15 protein-coding genes are annotated in these 18,522 nt (G+C 50.3%); 3 read left to right on the top strand and 12 right to left on the bottom strand.

The window, feature by feature from the left end; genetic code table 11:
• Positions 1-12: 12 nt before the first annotated feature.
• From RDL68_RS01580 to RDL68_RS01565, 4 genes are all read right to left on the bottom strand, one after another.
• The gene (locus RDL68_RS01580; RefSeq protein ID WP_308539917.1) at positions 13-2,190 is read right to left on the bottom strand and encodes a L,D-transpeptidase family protein; all 2,178 of its coding nucleotides are present in this window, start codon (positions 2,188-2,190) and stop codon (positions 13-15) included.
• Between the two features lie 216 nt (positions 2,191-2,406).
• Positions 2,407-3,597 (bottom strand): peptidoglycan DD-metalloendopeptidase family protein, encoded by a 1,191-nt coding sequence (locus tag RDL68_RS01575; protein ID WP_308539916.1) that lies wholly within the window; start codon positions 3,595-3,597, stop codon positions 2,407-2,409.
• A gap of 44 nt (positions 3,598-3,641) precedes the next feature.
• Entirely contained in the window at positions 3,642-5,261 is a 1,620-nt protein-coding gene (locus RDL68_RS01570) for a hypothetical protein (RefSeq protein ID WP_308539915.1), read from the bottom strand.
• Positions 5,262-5,549: 288 nt separating this feature from the next.
• Entirely contained in the window at positions 5,550-5,918 is a 369-nt protein-coding gene (locus RDL68_RS01565; protein WP_308539914.1) for a PaaI family thioesterase, read from the bottom strand.
• Between the two features lie 95 nt (positions 5,919-6,013).
• Here RDL68_RS01565 and RDL68_RS01560 point away from each other — a divergent pair, with 95 nt between their 5' ends.
• The 3 genes from RDL68_RS01560 to RDL68_RS01550 all read left to right on the top strand — a co-directional run bounded on the left by RDL68_RS01560 (position 6,014) and on the right by RDL68_RS01550 (position 9,453).
• On the top strand, positions 6,014-6,577 hold the full coding sequence (locus tag RDL68_RS01560; RefSeq protein ID WP_308539913.1) for an isochorismatase family protein: 564 nt from the start codon (positions 6,014-6,016) through the stop codon (positions 6,575-6,577).
• 124 nt (positions 6,578-6,701) lie between these two features.
• Positions 6,702-8,330, top strand: a complete 1,629-nt coding sequence (locus tag RDL68_RS01555; protein ID WP_308539912.1) for a phosphoenolpyruvate carboxykinase (ATP) — start codon at positions 6,702-6,704, stop codon at positions 8,328-8,330.
• Between the two features lie 301 nt (positions 8,331-8,631).
• Positions 8,632-9,453, top strand: a complete 822-nt coding sequence (locus RDL68_RS01550) for a YhjD/YihY/BrkB family envelope integrity protein (protein ID WP_308539911.1) — start codon at positions 8,632-8,634, stop codon at positions 9,451-9,453.
• 41 nt (positions 9,454-9,494) lie between these two features.
• On the opposite strand, the gene RDL68_RS01545 is transcribed toward RDL68_RS01550, so the two are convergent.
• The 8 genes from RDL68_RS01545 to rho form a co-directional block, all read right to left on the bottom strand.
• Positions 9,495-10,745 (bottom strand): trypsin-like peptidase domain-containing protein, encoded by a 1,251-nt coding sequence (locus RDL68_RS01545; RefSeq protein WP_308539910.1) that lies wholly within the window; start codon positions 10,743-10,745, stop codon positions 9,495-9,497.
• A gap of 190 nt (positions 10,746-10,935) precedes the next feature.
• The gene (locus RDL68_RS01540; RefSeq protein ID WP_308539909.1) at positions 10,936-11,490 is read right to left on the bottom strand and encodes a hypothetical protein; all 555 of its coding nucleotides are present in this window, start codon (positions 11,488-11,490) and stop codon (positions 10,936-10,938) included.
• 72 nt (positions 11,491-11,562) lie between these two features.
• Positions 11,563-12,288, bottom strand: coding sequence for a glucosamine-6-phosphate deaminase (gene nagB / locus RDL68_RS01535; RefSeq protein ID WP_308539908.1), 726 nt, complete (start codon positions 12,286-12,288; stop codon positions 11,563-11,565).
• 33 nt (positions 12,289-12,321) lie between these two features.
• Complete coding sequence (gene mnmA, locus RDL68_RS01530) at positions 12,322-13,500, bottom strand: tRNA 2-thiouridine(34) synthase MnmA (RefSeq protein ID WP_308539907.1); 1,179 nt, start codon at positions 13,498-13,500, stop codon at positions 12,322-12,324.
• Entirely contained in the window at positions 13,497-14,648 is a 1,152-nt protein-coding gene (locus RDL68_RS01525; RefSeq protein ID WP_308539906.1) for a cysteine desulfurase family protein, read from the bottom strand. Before RDL68_RS01525 ends, mnmA begins: the two co-directional genes overlap by 4 nt.
• Before the next feature lie 161 nt (positions 14,649-14,809).
• A complete protein-coding gene (locus tag RDL68_RS01520) occupies positions 14,810-15,457 on the bottom strand; it encodes a 50S ribosomal protein L25 (protein ID WP_308539905.1) in 648 nt (215 codons plus the stop codon).
• A 150-nt stretch (positions 15,458-15,607) separates the two neighbouring features.
• Positions 15,608-16,030, bottom strand: a complete 423-nt coding sequence (locus tag RDL68_RS01515; protein ID WP_308539904.1) for an FMN-binding protein — start codon at positions 16,028-16,030, stop codon at positions 15,608-15,610.
• Entirely contained in the window at positions 16,027-18,021 is a 1,995-nt protein-coding gene (rho, locus tag RDL68_RS01510; protein WP_308539903.1) for a transcription termination factor Rho, read from the bottom strand. The genes RDL68_RS01515 and rho overlap by 4 nt, the downstream gene beginning before the upstream one ends.
• Between the last annotated feature and the right edge of the window lie 501 nt (positions 18,022-18,522).

The following is an 18,522-nucleotide window of genomic DNA, read 5'->3' as shown; positions in this document are numbered from 1 at the left end:
TTGGCATCTTCTTTAATACACCGTAACCGCACTTCCTGTATAAAGGGCATCATACACACGAGGCATCACGGATGGCAGTACGTTCACACAGCCATGGCTGCCCACCCACGTATACGATTCACTGTCTTTGTAGAAATTATCTCGGTATTGCCACGGGGCATCATGAATGCCGTAGTCGCCATAAAACGGAACCCAGTAGTCTACCCATGAACGCCATGTCGGACCGGTTAAATAGGTTCCCTTCGTCATTCCTTGCACGTAAAAATTGCCGCGAACAGTCGGTGTGGATGGCTTGCCGGAAATAATCGGCGTGGCAACCGCCAGCTCTCCGCCACTGAAAACCCACATATATTGATGACGTAAACTGACGACGGCAAAATTCTCGCCCACAAAGCGATCGGAAACCGCCGGGCCAGTCAGATAGCCACCAGTATAACTCCATTCACCGGCAACTGAATAGGTCGCCTCTTGCGTTGCGCGCCCATAGGCATCGAACCGATATCCGCGTCCGTCAATCGTTCGTACCATATTTTTCAATGCGCTGGGATACTTCGCTTGCGTATCGAAATAGAATAAATCGCCGTTCACCTTCTTCCATCCTCTGGTCAGGGCGAACGTTGTTCCGCTGTGATATACTTCGTTGTTTATCTGGAATAAGCCGTAATTGCGCAAAAGATTGCCAGTATTGGTATCTGCGTAATAAGCGTTGTTCTTGCCTGCGCACAAGCCGTACTGCTTTGCGCCATCCTCGCCCATGTACATGGCATAGGAGGGACCAAAGGTCAGCACCTGGTCGCGATACGGCATTCCATCCGGTTTAGCGAAATAGGTTTTGCCATTGTAATCGTAGGATGAGGATTCTCGTACCAACTCGCCGCTTGCGTCTAAGCGGTACACCGTTCCCTGGAAAGGAACCATGCCGGTCTGACGACTGCCATCCTCGCCCATCAAATAGCGAACCTTCCCAAAAGAGATGAAGCGATTGCGGTACGGTTCACCCTTTTCATTCGCAAAGTACCATTTTCCCTGGTACACATAGCTGTGCGGATACATCTTAAGCAGGCCATTGGACTCCACATCATAGACCGTCCCATTGGCTTCGACCATGCCCGTCTGCAAGATGCCGTTCGGATTCAAATAATATTTTTTGTCTGCTCCGAAGGAAATGAACCGGTTGCGATACAAAACGCCCTGCGCGTTAGGAAATACCCAACCGTTCTTGGTGTTGACCCATTGATTGTCTTTCGCCAAAACACCGTTCTCGCGGAAATACATCAAATTGCCATTGATTTCCTGAAAATCCGTGACATATGTGCCGTCATGCTTCAGGTAATACGCAACCTTCGAACCAAAAGTAATAAACTGGTCGCGATAGACAACGCCCTGCGCATTCGGGAAAACCCATCCCCGATTGGTGTTCACCCATTGATTGTCTTTCACCAACAAACCGTTCTCGCGGAAATACATCAATTTTCCGTTGATTTCCTGAAAACCGGTTACATACGTACCGTCATGCTTCAGGTAATACGCAACCTTCGAACCAAAAGTAATAAACTGGTCGCGATAGACAACACCTTGCGCATTTGGGAAAACCCATCCTCGATCGGTACTAATCCATTTGTTGTCTTTCGCCAATACACCGTTCTCGCGGAAATATATCAATTTTCCGTTGATTTCCTGAAAACCGGTGCGCATTCGACCATTATGATCCAGGTAATACGCGACATGCGAACCAAAGGTAATCAGCTGGTCACGATACAGAACGCCTTCGGCATTCGGGAAATAATAGTTTCCTTCAAACGAAACCCAAGCGTTGTCCTGACGAAGCGTTCCGGTCTCGTCGTACAGATAGAGTTTCCCGTCCTTTTCCTGCACGCCGCGCGTATACGACGATTGCGCAGCCGGACTCCGATTGGGGGCTTTACGGTAAGAGGTGCCTTCTTCTTCGACCGAGGATTCTTCTGCCGAGGATGCTTTCTTTTCCGAAGAGCTTTCCTCTTTGTCCGTCTCCTCATTTGAGGAGGAAGTTGCTTCATTGCCCGTGTTTTCCGTAGAGTTCACCGTGCTTTGTGTCTCTACTTGCTCTTTTGATGGCTCTGCTGCACGTGCTGCTTCTGTTTGCAAAAAAAGCGCTAATACCAAGCTCGCTGAAAGCACGGTCAGGCGTGCCGTCAATCCCTTTCGTTTCATGGAACCGCCTTCCTCTCATCCTGCTCATACGTTGGACAATCCTTTTCACAGCCTGTCCAACACACTTGCTTTTCGGAACTCTCGTTCCTCTATGCCGATTTTCTCTATCTCGTATCAATGTAACAAGCCGGTTTGCATCTGTCAACGCTATGTCAAGTGATAAAAAAGCGGCGCAAGTCGCGTCGCTTTTCGCTTTCTCCTTACTGCAGAGGAAAATCAATAACTAAAGGTATAGGTCAACGGGTCGTGCGCTTCTTCCATGCTGCCGCCCGTGCGCACTTCAAAATGTAAGTGCGGACCGGTGGAATCGCCCGTCGATCCCATTAAAGCAATACGTTCTCCTTCGGCAACGTGCTGTCCTTCGGCGACGAGAATTTCACTGAGATGAAAGTAATTGGTGAAATAGCCGTCATCCCCACGCATCTTTACATAATTGCCGAGCGCGTCATTGTAGCCGGTTTCGACAACAACCGCATCATGTGCCGCCTGAATCGGCGTTCCCCAATCGCCCGGAATGTCAATTCCTTTGTGCATACATCCCCAGCGCCAACCGAACGGAGAAGAAATTTCGGTTTCTCCCTTTACAGGCCAAAGAAAATCGTAGTTTCGTACTTTTTCCACCGTACCCGCCTTCACATCGGCGATGTATTCTGCGCCGCCGACGGTTACGTGACCGTCCTGGCGGCTGCCGTCCTCACCCATCAGGTACTTCGTATCGCCAAACGAAATGACTTGACTGCGATACGGTTCTCCCTGCGAATTGGCGAAATACCACTTCCCTTTATACGTATACGATCCGCTTTTTTGAAGAAGCGCGCCGTTTTCTCCCGTCATGCGATACACCGTTCCCTGCGCCGGCACGATTCCCTTCTGAATCGTCCCGTCGGTGCCCAGGTAATACCGCACTTTTGTGCCGAAAGAAATGAACTGATCGTGATAGACTTCCCGCTGTTCATTCACAAAGAGCCAGCCTTTGCTGCTGGAAACCCAGCCGCTGTCGATGGCCATCTGATCCTTCTTTTCTCCGGATTCATAAAAATAGCGCAATGCGCCGTTCATCCGGACTAAACCATTTTGACGCTCGCCGTTTTCGTTAACATAGTACGAAGTCTGATCGTCAAAATGCAGAATCACATGTCGATAGGCTTTCCCCTCAAAATTGGCGAAATAGAACTTTTCCTGATAACGCACCCAAGAATTGTTGTGCATACGGCGACCCGAATTATCGTAGAGAATAATATCGTCTCCTTCTCGCTCGATACGCGTGGCAACCGGAATGGTCTGCTCTATTTTTTGAGGTCCTACCTCGACTGCATGGGCTTTCCCCGGAAGGGCGCACAACAGCAGTCCAATCAGTATGTATGCCGCCGCCAACAGGCGGCGACGGTGTATTCCGTCTTGCTTCATTCTTCTTCCTTTGCTCTTATTCGTTACGTACTCTACTTTGCCGGCTACTTGGTGTACACATCAAAATGATTGCCGGTGGTTCCACGGTCATAAACTTTTCCAAAATAGCCAAACGGCGTCGGAATGATGGTTCCCTTCGGTGCATCATTCGCCAGGACAATAAAGCCATCGCCGTCCGCAACATAACCGTCTTTATTGACATGACGACCCGGTATGCGAAGTCCCGGCCCGGGCAGAACGCTTTGCGAATAATACGTGAAGAGATAACCATTCCAGCGGATAACGCCCTGGAACTGCAAATCACGCAGCAGATAGAGCTTTGGCGCACCGTCGCCGACGGATTTCACCGTATTGGTCTCTTTCTTCTGAATCGCTCCTGTCGCCGGATCGACCGTATATTTATCTTGTCCGAGTGTAAAATTTTTATAGTAACGCGCACCATCTGCGCCATGATAATACTGTTTACCATTTATGGTAATCAGGCGATTGCGCACCGGTTCGCCGTAGCTGTCCGCATAAAATACTTTGCCTTCCGCAGAATATTCGCCTTCCTGCACCAGGCGCGCGCCATTCTTGCCGGTCATGCGGTACACCGTGCCATTCACGTTCACCATACCGGATACCGCAACACCATCATTTCCCATATAATATGCCACGCTCTTGCCGAAGGTAATGAATTGGTTTCGATAAACCTGTCCTTTTGCATTGGGGAAGATCCAGCCTCGTTCGGTCTTTACCCAGGCATTGCTGTTGTCGCGCAATCCGTTTTCTTTGAAATACATTAACATGCCGGAAACTTCGCGGAATCCGCTTCCCTTTGTACCGTCGTGATCCATGTAATATGCCACTTGCGAACCAAAGGTGATTACCTGATCGCGATATACAAGACCATTCGCATTTGGAAACACCCATCCGCGATCGGTCTTTACCCACGCATTGCTGTTGTTGCGAACGCCATTGTCGTTAAAATACATGAGCGCATCGCCGACTTCCCGAAAACCGGTGCCCCTGGTGCCATCATGATCCATATAGTACGCCACCTTTGAACCAAAGGTAATGACACGGTCGCGGTATACAAGACCATTCGCATTCGGGAAAACCCATCCGCGTTCGGTCTCTACCCACGCATTGCTGTTGTTGCGAACGCCATTGTCGTTAAAATACATGAGCGCATCGCCGACTTCCCGAAAACCCGTGCCCATCGAACCGTCATGATCCATGTAATACGCCACCTTTGAACCAAAGGTAATGACACGATTGCGATACAAAACACCTTCTGCGTTCGGAAAATAATACTTGCCTTGAAATTCCACCCAAGCATTGTCACGGCGCATCACGCCTTGCGCATCATAAAGATACAGTTTTCCGTCAATTTCCTGCACTCCGCTTTTCACCGGTGTGCGGCGTGGCGCACGCAGCGGTTGTCTTTTCTGTGCCGGTTGCTCTTCCGGTTGTTCTTCCGATTGGTCTTCGACAGAGGATTCTTCTGCGGACGATGCTTCTTCCGATTGAATTTCTTCCGCCGATTTCTCTACGGATTGCGCCTCTACGGCTTGCGCTTCTGCCGATTGTTCCTCTACCGCCCATGCAGGCTGTGTATAAAGGACGAACGCAAGCAGCACACTTAAGGAAAGCCATAACCAGCTTGTTCTCTTATTGCCCATTCTTTAAGCCGCCTTTCTTTGTCCCTTTGGTTCGCGCAAAGTTTCCTTAATTTGTTAGGAAGTCTTTTCGGAACAACAAAATGGACACCAAAAGATAGTTTTCATCATTTTGTAACGATTGACGGTCTAAATGTAACAAAGCGGTTACAAACTGTCAACTCTTTTCTTGTCTTTTTCTGTCCTTTGTATATCTATTTCGGTTTCTTTTTTGTTTTCCGAAGGTTTTATCCCGTCTTTAGACGCTTCGCACCCCTTCGTATTGTTTCGCGTCTCTCCGACACGGCGGCTTTATTCGCGCTTGAAAAATTGACCGGAGGCTTCCCCAATGCATTGCTCACCTATATAGATTGCGCCCTTGGTGACAACAATAGTTTTTCCGTTTTTCAACACTTCTCCGCGCGCATAAATTGTTTCGCCCAACCGCGCAGGATGGAAGAAACGATACTGCAAATCCATCGTAACGACCGCAGAACCATAGGAAGATGCTGCCGCGCCCATTGCCAAATCCATCATGGACAACAACACGCCACCATGTGCAATGGCCTGTGAATTAAGATGGTGTTTCTCCACCGTAAGCGATACCTCTGCCTTGCCTTCTTTTTGTTTAACGAGCTGCATTCCGATATATTGCCCAAATTCGGACGTATTGTTTTCCATCTTTCTGTTTCCTCTTTCCTCGCTTGCGCAAACCGTGATGTATTGTTCCTCTCCTGCGGCAACTGCTATAATCGAAAGACCGGAAAGGAGTACACATGAACCCCTATAAATTAAACCCAAGCGAAACGTTCGTTCTTTTTATTGATCTTCAGGAGCGGATGCTGCCCAGTATGGCAGATGCAGAGCGTATAGTCAAAAATGCCAAGGTGCTGTTGGAAGCCGCAAAGGCTTTCACCCTGCCTATGATCGTTACGGAACAATACCCTAAAGGTTTAGGTGCGACCGTTTCGGCGCTGCAATCTGCCCGTGAACAAGTGGATACCCAATACGCCGAAAAAACCGTATTTAACGCCATTACGCCAACTATTCACGAAGCGATGAAGAAAGCGCCCTTTGCAGGAAGAAAACAAGTCGTGGTAACGGGAATTGAAGCGCATATCTGCGTATTCCAAACCGTACGCACGCTTCTTGCCGAGGGGTATCAGGTATTTGTTCCTGCCGATGCCGTCAGCTCCCGTGATACGCAGAATAAAGAAATCGCTTTGGCGCTTTTCGCTCAAATGGGCGCAGTGGTCACATCTACGGAGTCCTTGCTGTTTGATCTTCTGGAAGATGCGAAAACCCCCCATTTTAAGGCTCTGCAGGCATTGATTAAGTAATAAGGATAAAAGAGAAGGCGCATTGGTTGCGGAAAACGTAATGCTTGCGCTATAGTGATGAGCAGAGGTAACGGCATTCGCCGAACAAAATAAATTTTGCCTTGTGCAATAGAAAGAGCATGTTATGTCCACAAAAACCAGATTTTCTCGTGAAGAGATGGGTCCGTCCCTTTCTGCGATGAGCGCTCTGCGCACGATCGTGGAAACCCCGTTTTACGGCAACAACGTTATCGAGGTGAAGACGCTTGCAGAGGCCTACGAGATGGCTAAAAATTCCATCGGTACGGTCGTTACGGATCTTCCCATTGAGCAGCCGGAAAAATTAGGTCTTCCTGCCGATGCAAAAGTGTTGCTGTTTAACGACGGCTCGGTGACCGGCAGAACTGCCGCTGCTCGCCGCATTGTCGGCGATGAAGGGGTTGACAGTGCCGACTTGAACCGCAAGGTGATGAGCGCCGTGTACGATACGCGTTGGAACACCATGTATCACGCACAAGTATTTGTCGGTCTGGATGAAGATTTTATGGTTCGCGCACACTTGCTCATCCCCGAAGGCGAGGAAAACATTCTGTATGATTGGATGTTAAACTTCCAGCCCTGCACGCCGGAATATGAAGCGTTGTATGCGAAATCTAAAGCCATCGACGGCGAAGGCGATATTTACGTCTTCTCTGATCCGCAATGGGCGCATGAGGAACATCCGCTGGGATTGACCTATTTTGATTCCGCACACAATTGTGCTGCCTTACTGGGCATGAAATACTTCGGTGAACATAAAAAGGGCACGCTGACTTTGGCATGGTCCATTGCCAACCGTCATGACTACGCCTGCTGCCACGGCGGATGCAAAACATTCAATCCGGACAGTGCATCACCATACACGCTGGCGGTATTTGGTCTTTCCGGTTCGGGAAAATCCACGTTGACCCATGCGAAACACGAAGGAAAATACGATATTCGCGTATTGCATGATGATGCGTTCATCATCTCGACAAAAGACTTCAGCTCGGTCGCTCTGGAACCGTCCTACTTCGATAAAACCGCGGATTACCCTGCCTCGTCTCCGGATAATAAATATCTGCTGACTGTGCAAAACTGTGGCGTCACGCTGGACGAAGACGGAAAAAAGATTATTGTTTCCGAAGATATTCGTAACGGCAATGGCCGCGCGGTGAAATCCCGCCTATGGTCGCCGAACCGCGTAGACGTGCTGCATCAGCCGATGACGGCGGTCGCTTGGATTATGAAGGATCCGGTTCTTCCACCGCTGGTTCGCGTACATGATCCGCAGGTTGCGGCACTCATGGGAGCAACCCTGTCTACAAAGCGCAGCAACGCTGAACGTTTGGCAAAGGGTGTTGACCCGAACAAGCTCGTCATTGAACCCTACGCCAACCCGTTCCGCACCTATCCGCTGAACGATGACTTCCGCAAATTCTTAGCGCTTTTTGAGCAGGGTGTGGACTGCTACATTCTGAACACCGGATTCTTCCTCGATAAAAAAGTGCCGAAAGAAGCCACCATCGCCGCTATCGAGAGCCTCGTAGACGGCACAACTGCCTGGAAACCGCTAAAAGCGATGAAGGGCTTGGAATATGCCGACATCGAAGGCTTTGATGTTCCGGATGATGAAGACTACCGCGCCAAAGTGCATCACAGCCTGGAAAACCGCACGACATTCCTCCGAGAACAAAAAGGATTAAATCGCCTTCCGGATGAAGCCATTGCTATGCTTTTAGACTTAGAAAAGTAAGAAATGTTCGGGTCGGCAAACCGCCGACCCGATTTTTCTCTTTTGCGTTTTCTATCGCCAGTGGAAAAGGCACGCTCGTTGCCGTTTGCCATTCGGTGCGCTTTATCGTACTGCGCACCGGTCTTACCAGATGATTTGAAAAGACGGATTCTTCTAAAGAAAGGAGGACAATGTGGATAAAAACACGTCAGAACATACGCCATCCCCATCGGTGTGCACTCAAAAAGAGTCTCTCCCCTTAAAAAAACGCGGGCGAAAGCGTACCAAAATCAAACGTGTCTTCATCGGACTCCTTCTGAACTTGCATAATCAGGATCTTCTTTATCGCGCGTCTTCGCTTTCCTATGACCTGTTGATGGCAAGTATTCCCTTGCTGCTGCTATTCATCGTCGTCGGATCGTTGTTTTTTGCCCAACCGACCGCTTCACTCTATGCGATTGTGCGCCTTTTGCCGCAGGTGGTAGCGGATATTCTTTCGGATGTCCTCAACGTTCTTTCCCAAAACGTCAATGCCGGCACCGTCGGATTCGGTTTGGTCAGTGCCGTTTGGCTCGGCTCGAACGGCTTTAATAAGCTCATCTTGGACGTGAACACCTCTTTAGGATTTCGTCTGCGGGGAAAAAGCATTGTGCGCCGTACCTTTGCTATTATCTATACCGTGCTGTTTTTAACCGCCATCGTCCTTCTGTTGGTTCTGGTCGTCTTTTCCCGCAGTCTGATTTTGGTAGCGGAGCGCGCCATACACGATTTCGGCGTTCGGGAGTTAGAAGCGCTTGTTCGCCTTCTTAATTCCTTCCTCGGACGCTATTTGCCCCTCTTCTTTTTTCTGTTCACTCTGGTGCTTTTCTATCGCACAGTACCATTGGTCAGTCACGGGCATATAAGCTGGCGAGAAGCCGCCTTCGGCGGAATTATTGCCGGTATTGGCATCTTTTTGCTGACGGTTATTTACGGTTACGTACTCGACCACGTTTCTCGTCTATCGCTTTACTTCGGCTCTCTTGCCGGTTTTCTCGGTATGTTCTTCTGGCTGAAATATACTTGCCTTATTCTCATCATCGGCGCAGAGGTCATTGCCGAAATTCGCAAAGTACCCATGAAAGAAGCCGCCCTCTCTCGTTAGCGTGGGCGGCTTTTCTTATTCTTTCCTTTCCCTATCTCACGTTATTCCGCGCGAAGGGACGGCGGTGTGAAGTTCGTAAAGGTCATTTTTTCCGTTTTCTTTTCTTTCCCATGGTAGTACGTCACATCCACCGTGTCGCCTTCTTTATACTTGAGAAGAAGGGTTTTTAAGGTGTTCATGGACTCTACCGGCTCGTTATTGATGGCGACAATAATGTCATACGCTTGAATGCCCATGGCAGCGGCAGGCGAACCGGCTACCACGTCGCGCACAACGACGCCACTTTCTGTCGGCAGTCCTTCCACGCCACTTGCCGCGACTAATTTGGTATTCGTGCCGTTGATGCCCATATAAAGCGGAGTGTATGTGCCGTCGGAAAGAATCTTCTCTACGATGGGTTTGACCGTCGAAACTGGAATGGCAAAACCGATGCCGTCCGCCGAGGCAGGCTTAGCCGTGTTAATGCCAATCAGCTCCCCTTTCGCATTCAAAAGAGCGCCGCCGGAGTTACCACCATTGATTGCCGCATCGGTCTGAATCAGTCCGTCCATGATGTTCCCGTCCTGGAGGGTGATCGAACGATTCAGACCGGAGATATAGCCGGATGTTAACGTAGACTGCAAATCCAAACCGAGCGGATTGCCGATAGCGACAGCTTTATCGCCTACCTGCACCTTGTCGGCATCCCCAAAAGTAATGGCGGGCAGGTTCTTCTTTTCCACTTTGATGACCGCTAAATCCAGCGTGGGGTCTGCCCAAAGGACATTGGCTTCTGCCTCTTCGCCATTCGACAAGCGAACTTTCACCGTTTTAGCATTCCCCCCGTTCACGACGTGAGCGTTGGTTAAAATATAGCCGTCGGGAGAGACAATAACGCCCGATCCCACCGATTCACTATATTTCGGTGTCCCATAAAGGAACGGATTTTCGCTGAAGCTCTTGGAAACGGTGGTTATGCCGACAATGGACGGAATAGTCTTCGCCGCGATGGCATTTTCCACCGTTGTACTTCCTTCTTTTAAGGAGATGTTGACGTTGCTCGTCGTTGTGGTACTCGCCTTCGGCTCTTCCTGTTTGGGCAGGGATACATTTCCGGAAGATACCAGCGCCGCACCGCCGCCAGCGCCAAGCAGCGCACTGCAAAGCACCAGCGCAAACGCTCTAGCAACGCTTCCTTTCGGACGATAATTGCGAGCAATTTCTTCGCGCACGATACGGCGCGTAGTCGCTTCTTCCCGTTCCGCATTTCGATTTCCTTCTCCGGTTTGTTCAAAACGATCTTGTTCGATCATGGTGTCCTCCTTCTATTGCGGTGGGCAGCGGAAGGCTTTGCCTTTCCTCTTCCTTCCCTTCGCTTTTCCTGTTTGTTTGGTAGCGTAACGGAGGGCTTTGAAGAAAATATGTTCCATAATCACTACATAACTTCGTCGTTTTGTCCGGTGCACCAGGCGGAATGAGGGTGGTAAAGACTCGTGCGGTCCTTCAGTCGTCTTGCCCGGTGCGTGCGAGGCGAAGCAATTCGCGACTCATGCGACGACGCAGACGATACAAACCGTCCAAAAGGCGATTGGTCTGTTCCAGCAATGGCATCATCGTGCGCGATACGGTATAGGCGTTATCCTCTTCGTCGGGAAGCGTCGCTTCCGGAATTTCCCACTCGCCCATGTCGGAAACGAGGTCACGAAAGACGGGATGCCGATGGATTTCCCCTAACACGGCTTCCAGCTTTGCCGAATGACGGAGCATCCGCTTGTGCAATAAACGTTGCCTTCCGGCATGGGTCAGAGGGGACAAATGCGAAAGATCTCCCCGACGCGGACGATCCAGACTTTCCTGTAGACTCTCTACCTCGCGACGCAATGCCGCGATAAGCGCGTCCACTTCATCCAGACGGTCGGCAAGCCAGACCTTCTCATCGCGCACTTCCGCATGAAAACGCATCAGATCCTGATGCCGTTCCTCTTCCTTAGCACGATTCGGGATACTGCGGACAATTTGTTGCCAACGCCGGTTCGGGCGATTCGTTGTTCGATTCATCGGTTCCTCCTTCTTCTTTTCCGCCTGGCAAATTTCTCTCGCAGACGGGTTTCTCTCCTCTCCCTGTCAAAATCAGCAGCCTGCGGCGGCTTCATCGACAATAAGCGTCACGTGTGGATGCATAAGGGCAAAGGTGACCGGACAGTCGGTCGTTAGGGTATGCCCATCCAGCAGACGGGAAACGGCGTCGCGCTTATCTTCACCATTCGCCAAAATCAAAAGATGACGCGCCTGTAAAATAGTTCCCATACCACTGGAAACCGCGTGCGTCGGCACTTCCTCTACCGAAGAGAAGAATCGCGCATTCGCTTCGCGCGTGGACGGTGTCAGCGTCACCCTCGACGTGAAAAAGGCAAGCTCTTCTGCCGGTTCATTGAAGGCAATATGTCCATTGCGTCCAATGCCCAAGACCTGCAAATCGATACCGCCAGCACGATGAATGCGTGCATCGTAGGCTTCGGCATTTTCCTCTATTGCGTCATAGTCCTCGTCGGGAAAATGAATGTGTTCCGGAGAAATATTGACATGCTGAAAGAGGTTCTCTTCCATGAACGTATGGTAGCTTTGCGGATGCTCTTTCGGCAGATCCAAATATTCGTCCAAATTAAAAGTCGTCACGTGCCGGAAATCCAGACCATGCTGCTGATGAGCTTTCACAAGATGCGCGTATAAACCAAGTGGCGTAGAGCCCGTCGCCAGTCCTAACACCGCATTCGGCTTTTGGCGAATCAGCCCTTCTGCAATGACACCGGCAACATGACTCATTTCGGCATACTCTTTGGTTTTAATGACCTGCATAGCATCCTCCTTATCCTGTCGTTTCTGCTTCGTTTACTCCATGCAATGCGTCAAAGGGGAAAGAACCTTGACAATGGTTCCTCCGCCCAGTACCGTATCCCCTTGATATGCCACCGCTGCCTGTCCGGGTGCAATGGCACGCTGCGGTTCATCGAAAAGAACCTCTACGACACGTTCCGCCGTTTCCTCACAAGCTATCTCCTTCGTGCGCAATACGGCAAGGTCATCCAAAGAGACATCGCTTTTCGCCGCCTCGTCCATAGAAAGCACACGCAAGGTCGCCGGCTGGTCTTTTGCGTTATAGCGAATTTTTACCGTAGCGCGAATCGGTTCTTTCGGCACTTCGCCAATCCAGTTCCAATCCATCGCAAGAAGCCCTTTCGCCAGCAAATGCTCCTTTGTGCCAACGCGCACAAGATTCTTGCTCATCTCCTTATCGACCACGTATAGCGGTTCTTTTGCTGCAATGCCCAAACCGCGTCGCTGACCGATGGTATACCCAATCGCACCGTGATGTTTGCCGATGACCTTTCCCTCGGTATTCACTAAATTGCCTTCGGCATACGTCTCGCCAGTATAACGGGAAAGAAAAGAGACATAATCTCCGTCCGGCACGAAACAAATATCCTGGGAGTCGTGTTTGCGTGCATTGATTAAGCCATGCGATTCGGCAATCTCCCGTACACGTTGCTTTTCATATACCCCCACCGGCAGCAACGTATGCGCCAACGTATCCGAATCGAAGGAATATAGCGCATAACTTTGATCTTTATGGGTATCCACGCCGCGTTTCAGGCGATAAACGCCGTTGTCTTTCACCACGCGCGCATAATGGCCTGTTGCCACCGCTTCACAATCGAGCTCACGGGCGCGTTTGAGAAGATGATCAAATTTGAGATAGCGGTTGCAGTCGATGCAGGGATTCGGCGTCCATCCCCGTTCATAATACCGAACGAATTTCTGAATGACCTTCTCCTCAAATTCCGGAGAAAAATCAAAAACGTAGTATTCCATCCCCAAGGTATGCGCGACATGGCGGGCGTCTTCTACGTCGTCCAGACTACAACAGGTATGACCGGAATACGCTACCAGCTCATTTTCATAGAGGCGCATGGTTACGCCCACGCATTCGTAGCCTGCTTCCTGCAACAGTACCGCCGCCACGCTGGAATCGACTCCACCGCTCATCGCGACCAAAACACGCTTTTTCATGCCTCTCTCCTTGTACAGCACGCACGAAGCGCTTCTACTACGTATTCGACTTCTTCCCTCGTGGTTTTTGCGCCAAGGGAAAACCGTAAGGCGCTGCGGCGAAGCGCAGGCGCTACGTCCAGAGCGGGAAGCACATGGCTTTCGACGTTCGCCCCTGCCTGACAAGCTGAGCCGGAAGAAACCGAGATGCCACGTCTCCCCAATTGAGCAAGCAAAACATCCTGTGAAAAACCCGAAACGGTCACATGGACAATGCTCGGCAGACAGTTTTCTGAAGGAACCGTCCGCGTCACGCCGGCAATGGACGTGAGCCCTTCTGCCAGAGCACTACCCAGCGTGTGAAGGCGCGCTTCTTCTTCACGACGATGAAGGCGGCTGATTTCCAAGGCTTTTGCCATACCAATGAGACCGGCAACATTCGTCGTACCTGCACGCAATCCGCGCTCCTGTGCTCCCCCACGCAAAATGGGCGTCGGAAGAACTGGTTGACGGACAATCAACAAGCCTACGCCTTTCGGACCGCCGAATTTATGCGCCGAAATCGACAGCATATCCACATCCCATTGTTTCGCATCGATGGCAAGATGCCCTGCCGCTTGAACGGCATCGGTGTGAAAAAGAATGCGCCTTTTTCCCGACCAATTGCGGAGGGTCTCGGCTAATTCGGCAATGGGCTGAATCGTACCCACTTCATTGTTCACCGCCATGATGGAAACCAAAACCGTTTCGGGATGCAGTGCTTCTTCTAACGCAGCAGGCGTAATCACCCCAGAGGAACCCGGATGCAAAAGCGTAACCTTCGCCAGTTTCTGTTTCTCCAGAAAACGGAGAGGCGCAAGAATCGCTTCGTGTTCCATTTCCGTAGCAATAATATGCGGTGTTTGGGTAGGCGAAAGAACGGTTTTGGCGTAACCCAGTCCCGTCCAAATTGCCTGATTGTTTGCCTCGGTTGCGCCGGAAGTCAGTATCAATTCCCTCGGTTCTACGTTAAAGAGAAATGCCAGTTGTTCCCGTGCTTTGACCGTATCCCATTGGATCGCGCCTCCCATGGGGTGCGTACTGCTGGGGTTGGCGAAACGCTCTCCAAAATAGGGGAACATCGCCTGCACCACCTCTTCTGCCATGGGAGTAGTCGCTGCGTAATCCATATATATGGAAGGTCTGCTCTGTTCTCGGCTCATGATTATCCTTTCGCGCCCATAGAAAAACGGAGGCGATTGCCCGCCTCCGTCCGCTTCCTGTCCATCGGTTCTGCTTATTCTTTATCAACCAATTGCTCTTGGTTGACCGATTCATCGTAATGCACCGATTATTCTTCTTCGGCTTCTTTCTCTTCTTCACCGACAACCGGAACATCCGCCGCATCGGTGGATTCTTCCTCTTCTTCCGCTGCTGTTTCTTCCTGCGGCTCGCTGAGGGAGGCTACCGGCTCGCTCTCGTCGATAAGTACGTTTACTTTGTCGTTCTTTGCCACATCCAAATCTGCTACAGTAATCACGTCGCCAATTTGCATGTTCTCGACATCGACTTCGGCCTGTGCCGGAATATCGCCCGGCAAGCACTCGATTTCAATTTCATCGATCATCTGCAGCAAGATAGAAGGCTGGACGCGAATTTCATCGCGGTGAAGCAATACGACCGGTACCATCAGGCGAACCGCTTCATCCATGCGAACCCCCTGAAAGTCCACATGCAGCACTTCGTTGCGATACGGATGTCTTTGTACTTCTTTAATCAGCACTTTTTTGGTCGCGCCATTGAGCGCCAAATCGACCAAACTGGACGTACCCGCTTTGCTATAAACATGAGCAAATTCCAGGTCTTTCACCTGAACCAGCTCATTTTCTTCCCCTTTTTGGTAAATGACCGCCGGGATTTCCCCCGCCGCGCGTAATTTATCCACCCGGTTTTTACCGGATCCTTCACGCTTCGTCGCGTTTAATTTATATTCCGTCATGCTTCCTCCTTAAAATACTACACATATAGCGTCATTATAATGCGAAAAACGGGATAGTTCAACATTTCTTCCTTTTCCCCGACAGATTGACTATCCGTATCGGCAAAAATCCTGCTGTATACGCTGTCCAACTCTTTGCTCACCTACCGGTCATTCCTGCGCACTGGTTTGGCTTGTTTCTTTCGCTGAGGGTTGTGAGGCATCGTCCTGTTTTATGGATTCTTCTCCTGTGGCTTGGGCAAGCGCCGCGCGCAGCGCATCGCGAAATCCTTCACTGGTTCGCGTCGCACCGGAGATGGTGTCCACCTCCGCCGTATTTTCTTTCGTCGCCTGCTCTACGAGTTTATCCAGCGCTTTTCCGCCAATTTGCGGCGTCTCCTGATGCTCCAGAATCTTCATCTCATAGATTTTGCCACTTTCATCAATAGTGACTGATAACCGAATGGGCGTTTCTTTTGCATTTCCCTGTCCGGTCGCTTCATACGTGCCTGCTTTACGTGTTTTTTCTGTACCGCAGGAGGAAAGAAGTACCGTAAGTGCCAGTAAAGTGAGACCAATGAACCGTTTTTTCATTCTTCTCCCCTTTCTGAGGACGTTATCGAGCGTGAAAAGGTATTTGCTTCCCGTGAAGCTGTATCACGCGGATTGCCTTCCCGACTTCCATCACGACTGAAGCCTTCCCGCGCCGGTCGTCTTGTTGCCGGTGTTATGCGTCTGCGCGTAGCGGATGCCGCTGCCGAGTTGCCAAGGATAACACGGCAAAATTCTTCATTGGTTTCCGTGTTTTTCATCAGGCGTACAAACTGTTCCATTACAGCGGTCTCGTCCGCATTGCGTCCTTGTTTTCGCACTTCCACCATGGCATTTTGCTCTTCTTTAGTAAGCAGCAAATCTTCTCGACGTGTGCCGGAAGAGAAAATATCAATGGCAGGGAAAATGCGCATTTCGGAGAGATTGCGGGAAAGATGCACTTCCATGTTGCCCGTTCCCTTAAATTCCTCATAAATCATGTCGTCCATCCGTGAACCGGTGTCTTTCAAACAAGTCGCCAGTATGGTCAGGCTTCCAGCATCCCGAATATTACGCGCTGCGCCGAAAAACTTTTTTGGTGGATACAGCGCCACCGGATCCAATCCGCCGGAAAGTGTGCGTCCGGAGGGCGTCGTCGTAATATTGTATGCACGCGAGAGGCGCGTCAAGGAGTCGAGCAGAATCATAACGTCCTGACCGCTCTCCACCAGGCGCTTTGCGCGATCCAGCAGTTCTTCTGCGGTACGGGTGTGATTCTGCGCTTGTTTATCAAAGGTGGAGGCGACCACTTCTGTACGGATGGCATCGTCCGCTTTACGCATTCGATTGACACTCTGCTCAAAATCCGTGACTTCTTCGGGACGCTCGTCAATGAGCAAAATGAACAAGTACACTTCGGGATAGGTGAGTTCTATCGCTTGCGCAATCGACTTGAGCAGCGTCGTTTTACCGGCTTTTGGCGGCGATACAATCAATCCACGCTGTCCGCGTCCCACCGGAGCAACTAAATCGACAATGCGATTGGAGATGCCTTCCGGCACGGTTTCCAGACGCAGTCTTTCGTTAGGATAAATCGGCGTAAGGTCGTCAAATTCCATGCGACGAACATAGCTCGTCGGGCTGGTTCCATTCACCGCATTGATGTAAATGATGGGCGCATATTTATCTTTATCATGGGCATCGCCAACGATGCCTTCAATAATATCTCCGCTTTTCAAGTTGAAGCGCTTGATTTGTACCGCCGGCACATAGTAGTCCGCACGGGTGCCATCCTCTTTTTCTCCGCGCAAAAAACCGTACCCGTCCGACATGACTTCCAACACGCCGGTATCCGCAGGAAGCTCACGACGTGGCTTCTTGCCGTTTCCTTCCGCCATGTACTGCGTAGTCTCTGTCGCCTCGTCCGCACAGGTACTTTCTGGCGACATCGTTTCGATGGTCGGTTCTTCTGTTTCCGTCGGTTCTTCTGTTTCCGTCGGTTTTTCTGTTTCCATCGTTTCGGCAGATGCCGTTTCGAACGGCGCTTCTACTATGAATGCCGTCTTGGGCATTATCTCTTCCCCATCCGAAGTCCTCGCAGAGATCTTTTTCGTCAATCGCTCTTGTGCCGTGCGCTTCTTCGATGAGGCTGTTTTCGTCGTTTCTTCTTCCTCTACGCCCGAAAACAGGGACGTTTCCGACGTTGTCTTCTTCGTGGGTTTTTCTAACGTGCGCTTTTCCCTTGTCGACTTTTTCTGCGGAGACTCTTCTTTCGTCGGCTTTTCCTTTGTCAGCTTTTCCTTCGTGCGCTTTTCCCTCGTAGGCTTTTCTTTCTTGGGCTTTTCTTTCGTTGCCGTCGCATCGGCTGACTTTCTCGTGCGTTTTTTCACAACGGTTGACTTCTGTTGGCTCGTTTTTGTCTCTGTGTTGTGCTCATCCTGTTCTTGAAGCCAGGAAATCAAATCAATCTTGCGAAAAGTATACACCCTTTTTAAGCCACGCGCTTCCGCCAGCTCCTTCAACTCTGTTCTCTTCATCGAATAATAGTGATCCAAAGGTTCCTCCGAAAAAAATGAATGAAATCAAAGCGTGCTGCATCCTCTGCACGCGAAATCTACCGTCCTAAGTATAGCACGAAAACCGCGCAGACAAGTGTTCGTTGTCGTTTTTTATTGCTATACTCCTATTCTTTTCTGTAGAAAGGCGCGTCGTTTTTTTTGTAGATGGCGCAGTCGTCCTTTTCTGGAGATGCCTGTACCGTAAGGTTTTTCTATGGATGGCAATGTCATAATCCTCTTTTGGAGATGAATGTGCCGTAATTCTTTTCTATGGATGTCGGTGTCGTAAGGAAGAGCGTTATTGGAAATGCGATGCGCTTTGGGGTAAGCGAGGTGCGGTGCTGAAAATGTGATGCGCTTGGGGCAAGCGAGGTGCGGTAAGCTATCGGATCGCACTAATATAGCAGAGAGAAAAAAGTGGTGCGGCGCCCAAAAAACTGTTGGCGGGGGGGATTTTTTTTGTTAGGTATTAAAGACCTTTCAATAAAAAAAGAAAGT

Source organism: uncultured Murdochiella sp. (assembly GCF_902488755.1).
GTDB lineage: Bacteria > Bacillota > Clostridia > Tissierellales > Peptoniphilaceae > Murdochiella.
The sequence above is the reverse complement of the archived record's forward strand: the minus strand, read 5'-3'. Positions and strand labels throughout refer to the sequence as shown.

What these genes read in the sequence shown, in the direction of transcription:
- RDL68_RS01580 (WP_308539917.1), bottom strand. Translation starts at nt 2,190, where the DNA reads ATGAAACGAAAGGGATTGACGGCACGCCTGACCGTGCTTTCAGCGAGC.
- RDL68_RS01575 (WP_308539916.1), bottom strand. Translation starts at nt 3,597, where the DNA reads ATGAAGCAAGACGGAATACACCGTCGCCGCCTGTTGGCGGCGGCATAC.
- RDL68_RS01570 (WP_308539915.1), bottom strand. Translation starts at nt 5,261, where the DNA reads ATGGGCAATAAGAGAACAAGCTGGTTATGGCTTTCCTTAAGTGTGCTG.
- RDL68_RS01565 (WP_308539914.1), bottom strand. Translation starts at nt 5,918, where the DNA reads ATGGAAAACAATACGTCCGAATTTGGGCAATATATCGGAATGCAGCTC.
- RDL68_RS01560 (WP_308539913.1), top strand. Translation starts at nt 6,014, where the DNA reads ATGAACCCCTATAAATTAAACCCAAGCGAAACGTTCGTTCTTTTTATT.
- RDL68_RS01555 (WP_308539912.1), top strand. Translation starts at nt 6,702, where the DNA reads ATGTCCACAAAAACCAGATTTTCTCGTGAAGAGATGGGTCCGTCCCTT.
- RDL68_RS01545 (WP_308539910.1), bottom strand. Translation starts at nt 10,745, where the DNA reads ATGATCGAACAAGATCGTTTTGAACAAACCGGAGAAGGAAATCGAAAT.
- RDL68_RS01540 (WP_308539909.1), bottom strand. Translation starts at nt 11,490, where the DNA reads ATGAATCGAACAACGAATCGCCCGAACCGGCGTTGGCAACAAATTGTC.
- nagB (WP_308539908.1), bottom strand. Translation starts at nt 12,288, where the DNA reads ATGCAGGTCATTAAAACCAAAGAGTATGCCGAAATGAGTCATGTTGCC.
- mnmA (WP_308539907.1), bottom strand. Translation starts at nt 13,500, where the DNA reads ATGAAAAAGCGTGTTTTGGTCGCGATGAGCGGTGGAGTCGATTCCAGC.
- RDL68_RS01525 (WP_308539906.1), bottom strand. Translation starts at nt 14,648, where the DNA reads ATGGATTACGCAGCGACTACTCCCATGGCAGAAGAGGTGGTGCAGGCG.
- RDL68_RS01520 (WP_308539905.1), bottom strand. Translation starts at nt 15,457, where the DNA reads ATGACGGAATATAAATTAAACGCGACGAAGCGTGAAGGATCCGGTAAA.
- RDL68_RS01515 (WP_308539904.1), bottom strand. Translation starts at nt 16,030, where the DNA reads ATGAAAAAACGGTTCATTGGTCTCACTTTACTGGCACTTACGGTACTT.